Source organism: Pseudomonas sp. HN8-3 (assembly GCF_020790195.1).
GTDB classification, from domain to species: domain Bacteria; phylum Pseudomonadota; class Gammaproteobacteria; order Pseudomonadales; family Pseudomonadaceae; genus Aquipseudomonas; species Aquipseudomonas synxantha_A.
The window spans coordinates 1,591,532-1,604,289 of the sequence record NZ_CP086206.1 but is presented as its reverse complement, the minus strand read 5'-3'; the positions used below and the strand labels follow the sequence as shown (position 1 = coordinate 1,604,289).

The following is a 12,758-nucleotide window of genomic DNA, read 5'->3' as shown; positions in this document are numbered from 1 at the left end:
GTAGAACGCGTTGAGCGTGTAGCTTAACGCCTGCCGCCTGAGGCTGCCCTATCAAAACGCGCTACGAAATATCTCCTCAATCTGACGCTGATCCGCCCGACGTGGGTTGGTCAGCCCGCACGCGTCCTTCAGCGCGTTGGCGGCCAGCACTGGGATGTCCTGCAACTTGGCACCCAGCTCACGCAGGCCGGTGGGGATTTCCACGTCCTGGGACAACCGACGGATTGCCGCAATGGCGGCCTGGGCGCCCTCCTCCACGGTGATGCCCTTGATGTCCGCGCCGAGGGCGCGGGCCACGTCGCTCAGGCGCTTGGCACTGACGCTGGCATTGAAGCTTTGTACGTGGGGCAGGAGCACGGCGTTGCAGACGCCATGGGGCAAGTCGTACAGACCGCCCAGTTGGTGAGCCATGGCATGCACAAATCCCAGGGACGCGTTGTTGAATGCCATGCCGGCGAGGAACTGCGCGTAAGCCATGTTTTCCCGTGCGGCCATGTCGTTGCCGTCGCGCACCGCCAGGCGCAGGTTGGCACTGATCAGCTCGATGGCCTTGATCGCACAGGCGTCGGTGATCGGTGTGGCGGCGGTGGACACGTAGGCTTCGATGGCGTGGGTCAGCGCATCCATCCCCGTGGCGGCGGTGAGGCCCTTGGGCATACCGACCATCAGCGCCGGGTCGTTGACCGATAGCAGCGGCGTGACGTTGCGATCGACGATGGCCATTTTCACGTGACGGGTTTCGTCGGTGATGATGCAAAACCGCGTCATCTCGCTGGCAGTGCCGGCGGTGGTGTTGATGGCGACCAGTGGCAGTTGCGGCTTGCTCGACTGGTCAACGCCTTCATAGTCGCCGATGCGTCCACCGTTGGTGGCGCACAAGGCGATGCCCTTGGCGCAGTCATGGGGCGAGCCGCCGCCCAGGGACACCACGAAATCGCAGGCCGTCTGTTGCAACAGCGCCAGCCCCTTCTCGACGTTTTCCACCGTGGGGTTGGGCTTGGCGCCGTCGTAGATCACCGAGTCGATATCCTGCATCGCCAGCTTCTCGGCGATCATGCTGGCCACGCCAGCCTTGGCCAGGCCGGCGTCGGTAACGATCAAGGCTTTACGAAAGCCGTAGGCGCGAATGGCGGTCATGGCTTCGTCGAGGCAGTCGCTGCCCATGATGTTGACGGCGGGGATGAAGAATGTGCTGCTCATGGTCGATCCTCAGAGGCTTTATGCCGACAGAATCCACCGGTACCGCATGGCGCATCTTGATCAGGATCAACTTCAGCTCGTGATAAAGTCACCCTCCAGCCGATTTCGAGTAGACCCGCCGCAATGAAGGATTTCCAGGATATTGACGCCCACCTTGAAGACTGGAGCGCCCTGCGCGACGCCATCGACTTCAACGGGATTCTGATCGGCAACGGCGCCAGCCGCACGATCTGGGAAGACTTTGCCTACGACTCGCTGTTTGAAAACGCTCGCACCGTTGAAGAAAAACCCCTGAGCCAATCCGAACTCAGCGTGTTCGATGCCCTGCAAACCCGCAGTTTCGAGCAAGCCCTGGGCGCCTTGAAAACCACCAGCCGGGTCAACAAGGCCCTGGCGGTCAGTTCGGCGGCGCCGCGTAATCGCTATTACGCGATCAAGGAAGCGTTGATCAACACCATTCACACCGTACACATCCCCTGGCGCCTGGTGCAGCCATCGACCCTGGCAACGATCAACAATGAGTTGGCACGCTACGCCACCGTCTTCACCAGCAACTACGATTTGCTCAACTACTGGGCAATCCTGCACACGCCCGGGATCGACGACCTGTTCCGCAGCGCCGATTCAAGCTTCGACCTGCGCAATACCCACACCGACACCACGCGCATTCTCTACCTGCACGGCGGCCTGCATCTGGTGCGCAACCTTGACGGCACAGCGCGCAAACTGCCGTCCACCGACAGCACCTTGCTCAGCAGTTTCGCGATCAACAACACGATCAAGACGCTGGACGATGTGCCGCTGTTCGTCAGTGAAGGCAAGGTGGAAGAAAAGCTCAAGAGCATTCGCAGTTCGGATTATCTGTCGTTCTGTTATGAGCAGTTGCTGAGCCATGAAGGCGCGTTGTGCATTTTCGGCCATGACTTGGGGCCGCAGGATAAACACCTGGCGGATGCGATTCGCCAGGCCGGTATCACCACCCTGGCGATCTCGGTGTCGGGGCGCACTGATGGCTTTATTCGTCAGCAGAAGCAGCGGTATTCGCAGCTGTTTGAAGGGACAGGAGCGCAGCTTGAATTCTTCGCGGCGCGCACGCATCCGCTGGGTAATCCGGCGCTTTCAGTCCCGGTCGAACACTGAGCAAAATGTGGGAGCGGGCTTGCTCGCGAATGCGGTGGGTCAGTCAACATTTTCAGTGACTGACACTGCGCTTTCGCGAGCAAGCCCGCTCCCACATTTGATTGCATTTCAAATCGGGATCAGCGTCATTCCTCAGCGCTGTGCACCACCACCAGCAACTGCGCCTGCACCTCTCCCACCGAGCGAATCCGGTGGGGTTTCTGCGCATTGAAATGCAGCGCATCGCCGCGCTCCAACAGCACCCGCTCGCTCATGAAATCCACTTCCACCTGGCCTTCATGCACGAACAAAAACTCTTCCCCCAAATGCTCCTTGAAGGTCTTGTCGGTAAACTCCGCCGGCGGGTAGATGATGAACGGCAACAGGCTGCGCTCGCTCACCTGATGGGCAAGTACCGCATAACCCGGTGACGTGTCGGGCCGTTCATGGCTGCGCACCAGGCTGTAGCTGTCGAGGCTGACGTTGCCTTCGCTGAACAGCTCTTCGACTTTCACGTTCAGCGCCTTGGCCAGTTTCAGCGCAGCGGCAATGGACGGCGTGTTGAGCCCACGCTCCACTTTCGACAGGTAACTCTTGGTCATCCCGGATTTTTCGGCCAGGGCCTCCAGGGTTACGCCAAGTTTTTTTCTCAGTAATTTCAAACGGATAGACATTTGCTGCGGTTAATCCATGCAGAAAGCGATGAGCCGTGCTTGCTAATGACACAAGGTGTCATATAGCATCTTTAGTGTCATTTGCAGTCACCCAACGACCTTGCGAGCAGCGGGCGAGCAGCAAATCCGACGTCCATTGAACTACCCAAAGGACACCGATATGGCCAAGACATTAGCACTCCCAAAAGACCAACTGGTCAAGCAAGCCCTGAGCCAGATGCAAAACAGCCTGGCAGATAATACGTGGACCGAGCGCCAAAAGCTGGCGCTGACTTGCCGAATTCTGTTCGAACACGGCCATGACTCCGGCCTGGCCGGGCAAATTACCGCACGCGGGCCTGCGCCTGGCACCTACTACACTCAGCAACTGGGCCTGGGTTTTGACGAAATCACCGCCAGCAACCTGCTGCTGGTCAACGAAGACCTGGAAGTGCTCGAAGGTCATGGCATCCCCAACCCGGCCAACCGCTTTCACACCTGGGTGTACCGCGGGCGCCCGGATGTAAACTGCATCATCCATACACACCCCACGCACATTGCCGCGCTGTCGATGCTGGAAGTGCCGTTGCAGGTGTCGCATATGGACCTCTGCCCGCTGTATGAAGATTGCGCGTTCCTGGAGGCCTGGCCCGGCGTGCCGGTGGGCAATGAAGAGGGGGAAATCATCACCACGGCGCTGGGCGACAAGCGCGCCATCCTGCTCTCGCACCACGGCCAGTTGTCCACCGGGGCCAGCATCGAAGAAGCCTGTGTCATCGCGCAGTTGATCGAGCGGGCGGCCAAGTTGCAGTTGCTGGCGATGTCCGCGGGCACCGTCAAGCCGATCCTGCCAGAGCTGGGGCGCGAGGCCCACGACTGGATTTCCAAGCCCAAGCGCCACGGCGCTGCGTTCAATTACTACGCGCGGCAGAATCTGCGTAAACATGCCGATTGCCTGAACTGATCGCCCCCTTTTTCGACCGGAGTTTTCCCATGTCCAATCCAACTATTCACGGCATCATCGGCTACACCATCACCCCGTTCAGTGCTGATGGCCAGCGTGTTGACTTCGACGCACTCGGGCGTTCTATCGAGCGCTTGATCGACAGCGGCATCCACGCTATCGCGCCGCTGGGCAGCACCGGCGAAGGCGCTTACCTGAGCGATGCCGAGTGGGACGAAGTCAGTGCCTACAGCATCAAGAAAGTCGCCAAACGCGTACCGACCATTGTCAGCGTGTCCGACCTGACCACCGCCAAGGCCGTTCGCCGTGCGCGCTATGCCGAGGCGCACGGTGCCGATGTGGTCATGGTGCTGCCCGCCTCATACTGGAAACTCAGCGAAGCGCAAATCCTCGCCCACTACGCCGCAATCGGCGACAGCATCGGCGTGCCGATCATGCTCTACAACAACCCGGCCACCAGCGGTACCGACATGTCGGTGGAGTTGATCCTGCGCATCCTCAAGCAGGTCGACAACGTGACCATGGTCAAGGAGAGCACGGGCGACATCCAGCGCATGCACCAGTTAAAACTGGAGAGTGACGTGCCGTTCTACAACGGCTGCAACCCGCTGGCCCTGGAAGCCTTCGCGGCCGGTGCCAAAGGCTGGTGCACCGCGGCGCCGAACTTGATCCCCCAACTCAATCTGGACCTGTATCAGGCAGTGCTGGCCAATGACTTGAATAAAGCGCGAGAGCTGTTCTACCGACAGTTGCCGTTGCTGCAATTCATCCTCAAGGGCGGGTTGCCGACAACGATCAAGGCCGGGTTACGCCTGACTGGATTGGAGGTGGGGGATCCCAGGTTGCCGGTGTTCCCGCTGGGTGAGGCGGGGATCGAGCAACTCAAAACACTTCTGAAATAAACTCAGGGCCTGTGTGGGAGGGGGCTTGCTCCCTCCCACAGTTGAATTGAGTACAGCCTTTAAATAGAGACAAATAGCAATAATTCTCGATATCATTCACGACCTTTCCACCTCGTGCTTCGTCAAGAAGGATATCCATGTCTCGTCCCAAGCCCGACCCGTCGTCGGCCGATGCCTGTCGCGGGTTTTATGCAGACATTCTGTATTTCCTGCGTAAACGCACGGACAACGCCAGCGACGCGGCGGACATGACTCAGGATGTCTTTACCCAGTGGCTGGGCTACCGCGACCGAGCCAAGGTCGAGCAGCCCCGGGCGTTTCTGTTTCAGATGGCGCGCAATCTGTTGCGCGATCACTGGCGCAAACAGAAGGTACGGCACACCGCCCATCCCGATCACGCCGAAATGGATACCGAGCCGGTCACCGACGAACAGCACGACCCCATGGCCGCCGCCCTGCGCCTGCAACGCCTGGAACAGTTGAAAGAAGTCCTCGCCGAACTCTCGCCCCGCCGGCGAGAAGCCCTTATGCTGCACCGCTTCGAAGGCTTGAGCCAGGCACAGATCGCCGAACGCATGGGCATTTCGACCAGCATGGTAGAAAAGCACATTGCCTTGGCCCTGCTGCATTGCAAGCGACGCCTTCAATCCGACCCCGGCACGGAGCAGCCAGAATGAACCGCCTGAGCGACATCGACGCCCTGGACAGCCAAGAGAGCGACTCCATCGACGCCCAGGCCGCCAGTTGGTTTGCACGCAACCGCAACGCTGCCAGCCGTGCCGACCGCAAAGCCTTTGCCGCCTGGCAGGCGGTGCCGGCCCATGCGCGTGCCTATGCCGAATTCGAACAGCTGTGGGCCGACCTGGCCCAGTTGCAACAACTGAACAAACCGCTGCCGCTGGCCAAACGCAAACGCCCCCTCTGGCGCCCAGCCCTTGCGGTGGCCGCTGCCGTGCTGTGCGCCGTGTTGGCGACCCACATCGGCGCGCCCCGCGAGCTGTATCACACCCAGGTCGCCGCTCATGCCAAAGGTATGCGTACCTTGAACCTGCCCGATGGCAGCACCCTGTACGTGAATGCCAACACCCGCATCCGCGTGGACTTCAGCGCCCATCAACGTGTCCTGCATCTGGACAAAGGCCAGCTGTATATCGAAGTGGCGGCCGACAAGGAGCGGCCACTCTACGTGCAAGCCGGCGAGTCGATCATACGGGTGGTGGGCACTGGTTTTGACGTGCGCCGCGGCCAGCAGCAACTGGTGGTGAGCGTTGCCCATGGCCAGGTGGCGTTCGAGCCGGACAGCAAAAGCCCCACCACCCTGCTCGGCGCCCGGCAACGTGCCGCTTACAGCTACGCCAAAGGCACCCTGCAACAACAAACCCTCAGCGCTGAAGAAGTGGCCGATTGGCGCAGCGGGCATTTATCGTTTCGCAATCGCGAACTGGCCAGCCTGCTCGACGAGCTGAGCCTGTACCGTCCCCAGGCGCCGTTGCAGGTCAGCAAGGCCGTGGCGCAACTCAAGGTGTCGGGCAACCTGGATGTGAATGACCCCGATGCCCTGCTCAACGCCTTGCCCGCCCTGTTGCCGGTAAAAACCGTGGTCTTGGCCGATGGCAGTGTGAAAATCGAGCCGAGCAAATAGCCTGCATACTGCCCACATGAGAATATTTTGCATTCGCATGTGTGGTTTTTTTGGTCTGCCCCGTCTTCCTCCTGTCCGTGTTTGATACGCACACCTTTTTGGCTATTTAGCCGCTCCGGGGGATTTCATGTTTCGCGCGCCTTGCCACGCTTCGCACCTGTTTCTTCGACCCACGCTCCTGGCCACGTGCCTGGCCTTCAGCCTCAACGCCCAGGCCGAGTCGTTCACCCTGCACCTGCCGGCCCAGTCACTGGCCACGTCCCTGAGCCAGGTGGCACAGCAGGCGAAAATCCAGCTGCTGTTCGATGAAAGCCTGCTCAAAAACCTGAAAGCGCCGGCGCTCGACGGTGACTACACCGCGGAAGTAGCGATTCGCTCCCTGCTGAAAAACGGCGAGTTCACCCTGATCAAGGTCGGCAGCACCTACGTAGTGCGCCCCGATGAGGGCAAGGCCACCAGCAGCGCCGCGATCCAGCTGGACACGCTGAGCGTGATCGGCACCGGCAACGAAGTGAACGCCAGCACCGTCAGCCGCTCCACCCTGACCCAGGCCGATATCGACCGCTACCAGTCCAATAACATTCCCAGCCTGTTGCAGACCCTGCCCGGCGTCAGCCAGGGCGGCTCGCTCAAACCTGGCGGGCAGACCATCAACATCCGTGGTTTCGGCGATGCCGAAGACGTGCCGTTGACCGTGGACGGCGCCACCAAGACCGGCTTTGAGCGCTACCAGCAAGGCACAGTGTTTATCGAACCCGAGCTGATCAAGCGCATCGAAGTGGAAAAAGGCCCCAACTCGCCGTTCACCGGCAATGGCGGCTTCGGCGGCACCGTCAACATGATCACCAAGGACGCCCCGGACCTGCTCCAGGACGGTCGCAACAGCGGCGCGATGCTCAAATACGGCTACTCCAGCAATGATCATGAACAGGTCTACAGCGGTGCCGTGTATGGCCGCACCGACGATGGCCGTTTCGACGCCCTGGCCTACCTGACCCAACGCGACGGCGGCGATATGAAGGTGGCCGCCAAGTTGCCCAACGACAACAACGAGTACCCGATCAACCCCCAGCGCTTGCCCAACAGCGCGCAGGATGTGGACGGCAAGTTGTTCAAGGTCAACGCGTACTTCACCGATGAGCAGAGTGTCGGCCTGTCGTACTCGCGTTCTCACAGCAACCGCTGGACACCGTTTTCCGCCGCGAGCTACCCGACGCCGCCTACCCAGTTCAACATCGACCGCTACGGCTACGAAGGGGCCTTGAAGCGCTTCCTCGCGCACCGCGATACGGTCGATACCACGTGGTCGGGCAAGTATCACTACCAGCCGCTGGATAACCCGCTGGTGGACCTCACCGTCAAATATTCCCATTCCAATACCGAACAGACCGACGAGCGTGACGCCACCGCGTTTTTCCAACTGGCTACCGGCGGGCGCAAGATGGACACCGCCTACACCGACAAAAACCTCGACATCCGCAACGTCAGCTTGTTCGACACCGGGCCCTTGCAGCATGCGGTGACCGTCGGCGGGCAGATCCGCAAGCACATCCGCGAAACCGAAATGTGGATGCCCGGCACCACCTACAACACGCCGCGCTACAACTATGGGCACTTCCAGCCGGGCTTCATGCCCCAAGGCAAGGTCGATACCAACAGCTTCTTTATCCAGGACGCGGTAACCCTCGGCGATGTGACGATCACGCCGTCGCTGCGCTATGACCACGTGCGCAATCGCGGCGAGGGCAACGATGCGCCCTACTACAACAACCCCGACCCCGCGGTTGGCCACGATTACAGCGACCGCACCTACACCGGCTGGTCGCCACGCCTGGCGCTGTTCTGGACCGTGACGCCGAATGTGGGGTTGTTCGCCAACTGGAGCCAGACCTGGCGCGCCCCGGTGATCGACGAACAATATGAAGTACAGGGCCTGGGCAGCCGCACCGCGACCAGCGTGGACCTGGACCCGGAGCGCATCACCTCGATCACCCTGGGCAACATCACCAACTTCGACAACCTGTTGGTCCAGGACGATAACCTGCAACTGCGCACTACCCTGTTCCACAACAAGATCGAAGACGAAATCTTCAAGGCCACCGGCGTGGGCTGCCAGAACCAGGCCATCAACGGCGGCAGCATCTCCTCAGCGTGCCCGCCGGGACCGATGTCCAACTATCGCAATATCGGTGGCATGACCATCAAGGGTGTCGAACTCGAATCGATCTATAACTCCACCTACCTGTTTGGTTCGGTATCGTTTGCCTATGCCAAGGGCCAGCACCAGGGCGCCTACACCAACCCCTGGGGCCCGGATGTGGCGGCGCGGGATATCCCGCCGACCAAATGGGTGCTGGTACTGGGCACCAACATCCCGGCCTGGGATGCCCAGGTGGGCTGGATGGGTCAATTCATCGGCGCTACCGACCGCTTGCCCAGCGACAAATACTCCGGTGGCCCGGGCTCCGGCGTGGGCGACCGGTTCTTCGACCAGTACGGCAACAAGCGTTACAACACCCAGGGCCTGTTCGCCAAATGGAAACCGCAGCAGGCTTACCTCAAAGGCACCGAGGTGAACTTCACGGTGGACAACCTGTTCAACGAAAACTTCCGCCCGGCGTTGAGCGGCGACCGCGCCTATACCAAGGGGCGCGATGCGAAGATCAGCGTGACGCGATTCTTCTGACCACACACGCATTCCAAATGTAGGAGCTGGCTTGCCTGCGATAGCCGTGGTACAGCCACCATCGTCATCGCAGGCAAGCCAGCGCCCACAGGGAACGCGCTCACTTCAGGCCAGGTAGCCATCCCCGCGCAACAGGGTTTCCAGGCAGTGCTCAGTGATGTGGTAGAACGCCTTGAGCTCCTGGATTTTCACCAGCAACTGCGCGTTGTCCAAAGGCTGCGCACGCTTGACCGCAAGAATCATCTTGTTCTTGTTGGTATGTTCCAACGAGATGAACTCGAACACCTTGGTCTCGTAGCCACAGGCTTCCAGGAACAACGCACGCAAGCTGTCGGTGACCATTTCTGCCTGCTGGCCCAGGTGCAGGCCGTATTGCAGCATCGGCTTGAGCAGCGCCGGGCTCTGGATCTGCAGGCGGATCTGCTTGTGGCAGCATGGCGAGCACATGATGATCGACGCGCCGGAGCGGATGCCGGTATGGATCGCGTAATCGGTGGCGATGTCGCAGGCATGCAGGGCGATCATCACGTCCAGCTCGCTCGGCGCCACACTGCGTACGTCCCCGCACTTGAACACCAGCCCCGGGTGCTCCAGGCGCGCGGCAGCACTGTTGCACAGGGTGACCATGTCTTGGCGCAATTCAACACCGGTAACCTCGCCCTCGGCCTTGAGGGTATTGCGCAGGTAATCATGGATGGCGAAGGTCAGGTAGCCCTTGCCCGAGCCAAAATCGGCAACGCGCACCGGTTGGTCGAGTTTCAACGGCGACGACGTCAGCGCATGGCTGAACACTTCGATGAACTTGTTGATCTGCTTCCACTTGCGCGACATCGATGGAATCAGTGCCTGCCTGGCATCGGTCACCCCAAGATCGGCGAGAAACGGCCGGCTCAGGTCGAGGTAGCGGTTCTTCTCACGGTTATGCTCGGCCGACGGTGCTTCGCGCAGTTGTTGCGGTTTGCTTTTGAACAGCGAGCTTTTGTTCTTCTTGCTGTATTCCAGCTGGGCTTCGTCAGTCAGCGACAGCAAGTGCGCGTTCTTGAATGACGCAGGCAACAGCTCGGCAATCACCGCCACGCCGTCGGCCGAGGGGAAATTCTTGGTGATGTCGCGGGTCTTGTAGCGGTACACGAAGGACAGGCACGGCTGGTCTTTGACGGTGACCGGCTTGATGATCAGCCGTTGCAGCTCGGCTTCCTCACCGACGTACTTGGCCAGCACCAGCTTGATAAAGGCGTTTTGCGCAAGGCTTGCGCTCAGCAATTGGATGAACTGGGCGTGATGATCCGGCGCAGGGTTGGCGGGTTGAGCGGTGACGGACATGAACAAAAACGCCTCGGGCAAAGAATGCCGGGCATTTTAGGGGGGATAGGGGTTCAGGGCACGGGGTTATTTGATCAACGGTCAGTTCCAGCAGCCACAGTAGATCCAAATGTGGGAGGGGGCTTGCCCCCGATATAGGTGGATCAGCCAACAGATTCATTGACTGGTGCACCGCCATCGGGAGCAAGCCCCCTCCCACATTTGCAACTGAGTTGGCCGGGTTATTCGAGTACCACCAGGCGATTGGGTAGCTCATTGCGCGTTTGCGTCACTGGCACATGCACCTTGAGCAACTCGCCGCACGCCTCGATGCACGCAATAAACCCGGCCAGCGTCTGCCCCTGTTTCACCTGCTGGGTGAACGTCTTAACGATGGCGTCCCAACTGCTGTCATCCAGGCGTTTGGAAATGCCGTCATCGACGAGGATCTCCACGTAGCGTTCCGCCTCGCTGACAAATATCAGCACGCCAGTGCTGCCCAACGTGTGATGCAGGTTCTGCTCCAGAAACTGCCGACGCGCCAGGTTAGAGGCGCGCCAGTGGCGTACGGAGCGAGGAATCAGGCGGGTGGTGACCTTGGGCAAGCGAAACACCAGGCACAACACAATAAACGTCGCCCATTGCGCCAACAGCAAGGTGTACATGGTCAGGTAGCCCGACAAATAATGCACCACGCCCGGTACCACCAACGCGATCAGGCTGGCCCACAGCAACGGGATGTAGGCGTAGTCGTCGGCACGCGCCGCCAGCACGGTCACCAGCTCTGCGTCGGTGTTTTTTTCGACCCGGGCAATTGCTTCGGCGACTTGGCGCTGCTCATGTTCAGTCAGTAATGCCATGGTTGTAGATGCTCTTTTCTCGTTATTGTCATTACCAGCCGCCCGAAGCCCCGCCACCGCCGAAGCCACCACCGCCGCCACGGAAACCACCGCCACCGCCGCCCCCACTACCACCGCGGCCGCTGCTGCTGAGAATGGCCAGCAGGATAGCGCCTACCGGCAAGCCCATGCGATTGCACAGCCACAACACGCCGATCAGCAGGATAAACAGGCCGATGGAAAACCCGGGATTATCCTTGGCGAAATTCGCATCCGCCACATGGGCGGGCACCGCCAGGGGTTCACCGCCCACCACCTGGATCATCGCCGCCACGCCGTCGCTGATGCCCTGGCTGAAATTGCCGGTCTTGAACTTGGGCAGGATCACCTGGTTGATGATCACCCAGGACTGCGCATCCGTCAGCACGCCTTCCAGGCCGTAACCGACTTCGATGCGCAATTGGCGCTCATCACGGGCAACGATCAACAGCGCGCCGTTGTCCTTGCCCTTCTGACCGATGCCCCATGCGCGCCCCAATTGATAACCGTAGTCTTCAATCGGAACGCCCTGCAGGTCGGGCACGGTGACCACCACAAGCTGGTCACCGGAGGTCTGCTCCAGCGCCTGCAGCTGTTGAGTGAGCTGCTGGCGCGTTGCCGGGTCGATCATCTGGGCGTTGTCCACCACCCGCCCGGTCAGTGCCGGGAAGGTCAGGGCCGCCTGGGCCATGCCCATGCAGGCCAGTAGCCAGAATGCCAGGCCTATCCGTAATAAACGCATCGACACCTCAAGGCAGCGTTATTTGAATTTCACCTGCGGCGCCTTGTCGGCATCGGCGCTGGTGGCTTCAAACGTGGCGCGGATCGGCAAGTCGCTGTACATCACGCTATGCCACAGACGGCCCGGGAAAGTACGGATTTCGGTGTTGTACGCCTGCACGGTCTGGATGAAATCACGACGGGCCACGGCGATACGGTTCTCGGTGCCTTCAAGCTGGGATTGCAAGGCCAGGAAGTTCTGGTTGGCCTTGAGGTCCGGGTAACGCTCGGACACTACCATCAAACGGCTGAGTGCGCCGCTCAAGCCATCCTGGGCTTGCTGGAACTGCTTGAGTTTTTCCGGGTTGTCGAGGGTGCTGGCGTCCACCTGGATCGAGGTGGCCTTGGCCCGCGCTTCGATCACGGCGGTGAGGGTCTCCTGTTCGTGGGCGGCATAGGCCTTCACCGTTTCCACCAGGTTGGGGATCAGGTCGGCGCGGCGTTGATACTGGTTCTGCACCTGGCCCCAGGCCGCCTTGGCCTGTTCGTCCAGGGTCGGGATGTTATTGATGCCGCAACCGCTCAGTACGGTGCTGATCAATAGCAAAGCCGCGGCCTTGAAGCCCCAACGGTAAGTCTGTGCTGCTTGCATGGTGTTTCTCCTGCCCAATCTTGATGGAATTTGACGACTA

General features: G+C 60.4%; 12 protein-coding genes. 6 read left to right on the top strand and 6 right to left on the bottom strand.

Going from position 1 to position 12,758, the window contains the following annotated elements:
- Positions 1-51: 51 nt before the first annotated feature.
- Entirely contained in the window at positions 52-1,200 is a 1,149-nt protein-coding gene (gene yiaY / locus LJX92_RS07195) for an L-threonine dehydrogenase (protein ID WP_078820523.1), read from the bottom strand.
- 123 nt (positions 1,201-1,323) lie between these two features.
- Between yiaY and LJX92_RS07190 the strand changes: the two genes are divergently transcribed.
- Positions 1,324-2,340, top strand: coding sequence for a DUF4917 family protein (locus LJX92_RS07190; RefSeq protein ID WP_078820522.1), 1,017 nt, complete (start codon positions 1,324-1,326; stop codon positions 2,338-2,340).
- Between the two features lie 125 nt (positions 2,341-2,465).
- Here the strand turns inward: LJX92_RS07190 and LJX92_RS07185 are convergent, their stop codons facing one another.
- Entirely contained in the window at positions 2,466-2,993 is a 528-nt protein-coding gene (locus LJX92_RS07185) for a helix-turn-helix domain-containing protein (RefSeq protein ID WP_005785945.1), read from the bottom strand.
- 160 nt (positions 2,994-3,153) lie between these two features.
- On the opposite strand from LJX92_RS07185, the gene LJX92_RS07180 reads away from it, so the two are divergent.
- The 5 genes from LJX92_RS07180 (at position 3,154) to LJX92_RS07160 (ending at position 9,166) form a co-directional block, all read left to right on the top strand.
- Positions 3,154-3,936, top strand: coding sequence for an aldolase (locus LJX92_RS07180; RefSeq protein WP_005785944.1), 783 nt, complete (start codon positions 3,154-3,156; stop codon positions 3,934-3,936).
- A gap of 29 nt (positions 3,937-3,965) precedes the next feature.
- Positions 3,966-4,838, top strand: coding sequence for a dihydrodipicolinate synthase family protein (locus LJX92_RS07175; protein ID WP_228309503.1), 873 nt, complete (start codon positions 3,966-3,968; stop codon positions 4,836-4,838).
- Between the two features lie 137 nt (positions 4,839-4,975).
- Positions 4,976-5,515, top strand: coding sequence for an RNA polymerase sigma factor (locus LJX92_RS07170; RefSeq protein ID WP_032877298.1), 540 nt, complete (start codon positions 4,976-4,978; stop codon positions 5,513-5,515).
- The gene (locus LJX92_RS07165; protein WP_228309502.1) at positions 5,512-6,480 is read left to right on the top strand and encodes a FecR family protein; all 969 of its coding nucleotides are present in this window, start codon (positions 5,512-5,514) and stop codon (positions 6,478-6,480) included. The genes LJX92_RS07170 and LJX92_RS07165 overlap by 4 nt, the downstream gene beginning before the upstream one ends.
- 127 nt (positions 6,481-6,607) lie before the next feature.
- Complete coding sequence (locus LJX92_RS07160) at positions 6,608-9,166, top strand: TonB-dependent receptor (RefSeq protein WP_228309501.1); 2,559 nt, start codon at positions 6,608-6,610, stop codon at positions 9,164-9,166.
- A 105-nt stretch (positions 9,167-9,271) separates the two neighbouring features.
- Here the strand turns inward: LJX92_RS07160 and LJX92_RS07155 are convergent, their stop codons facing one another.
- From LJX92_RS07155 to LJX92_RS07140, 4 genes are all read right to left on the bottom strand, one after another.
- Positions 9,272-10,489: a class I SAM-dependent methyltransferase gene (locus LJX92_RS07155; protein WP_032877301.1), complete on the bottom strand. Its 1,218-nt coding sequence runs from the start codon at positions 10,487-10,489 to the stop codon at positions 9,272-9,274.
- Positions 10,490-10,710: 221 nt separating this feature from the next.
- On the bottom strand, positions 10,711-11,328 hold the full coding sequence (locus LJX92_RS07150) for a TPM domain-containing protein (protein WP_005785935.1): 618 nt from the start codon (positions 11,326-11,328) through the stop codon (positions 10,711-10,713).
- A 31-nt stretch (positions 11,329-11,359) separates the two neighbouring features.
- Positions 11,360-12,088 carry a TPM domain-containing protein gene (locus tag LJX92_RS07145; protein WP_148852390.1) on the bottom strand — a complete coding sequence of 243 codons (729 nt, stop codon included), beginning with the start codon at positions 12,086-12,088 and terminating at the stop codon, positions 11,360-11,362.
- An 18-nt stretch (positions 12,089-12,106) separates the two neighbouring features.
- Positions 12,107-12,718, bottom strand: a complete 612-nt coding sequence (locus tag LJX92_RS07140) for a LemA family protein (RefSeq protein WP_032877303.1) — start codon at positions 12,716-12,718, stop codon at positions 12,107-12,109.
- Positions 12,719-12,758: the final 40 nt, after the last annotated feature.

Bases quoted from the DNA above. Each gene is read 5' to 3' on its own strand.
- yiaY (WP_078820523.1), bottom strand. From the start codon at position 1,200: ATGAGCAGCACATTCTTCATCCCCGCCGTCAACATCATGGGCAGCGAC.
- LJX92_RS07190 (WP_078820522.1), top strand. From the start codon at position 1,324: ATGAAGGATTTCCAGGATATTGACGCCCACCTTGAAGACTGGAGCGCC.
- LJX92_RS07185 (WP_005785945.1), bottom strand. From the start codon at position 2,993: ATGTCTATCCGTTTGAAATTACTGAGAAAAAAACTTGGCGTAACCCTG.
- LJX92_RS07180 (WP_005785944.1), top strand. From the start codon at position 3,154: ATGGCCAAGACATTAGCACTCCCAAAAGACCAACTGGTCAAGCAAGCC.
- LJX92_RS07175 (WP_228309503.1), top strand. From the start codon at position 3,966: ATGTCCAATCCAACTATTCACGGCATCATCGGCTACACCATCACCCCG.
- LJX92_RS07170 (WP_032877298.1), top strand. From the start codon at position 4,976: ATGTCTCGTCCCAAGCCCGACCCGTCGTCGGCCGATGCCTGTCGCGGG.
- LJX92_RS07165 (WP_228309502.1), top strand. From the start codon at position 5,512: ATGAACCGCCTGAGCGACATCGACGCCCTGGACAGCCAAGAGAGCGAC.
- LJX92_RS07160 (WP_228309501.1), top strand. From the start codon at position 6,608: ATGTTTCGCGCGCCTTGCCACGCTTCGCACCTGTTTCTTCGACCCACG.
- LJX92_RS07155 (WP_032877301.1), bottom strand. From the start codon at position 10,489: ATGTCCGTCACCGCTCAACCCGCCAACCCTGCGCCGGATCATCACGCC.
- LJX92_RS07150 (WP_005785935.1), bottom strand. From the start codon at position 11,328: ATGGCATTACTGACTGAACATGAGCAGCGCCAAGTCGCCGAAGCAATT.
- LJX92_RS07145 (WP_148852390.1), bottom strand. From the start codon at position 12,088: ATGCGTTTATTACGGATAGGCCTGGCATTCTGGCTACTGGCCTGCATG.
- LJX92_RS07140 (WP_032877303.1), bottom strand. From the start codon at position 12,718: ATGCAAGCAGCACAGACTTACCGTTGGGGCTTCAAGGCCGCGGCTTTG.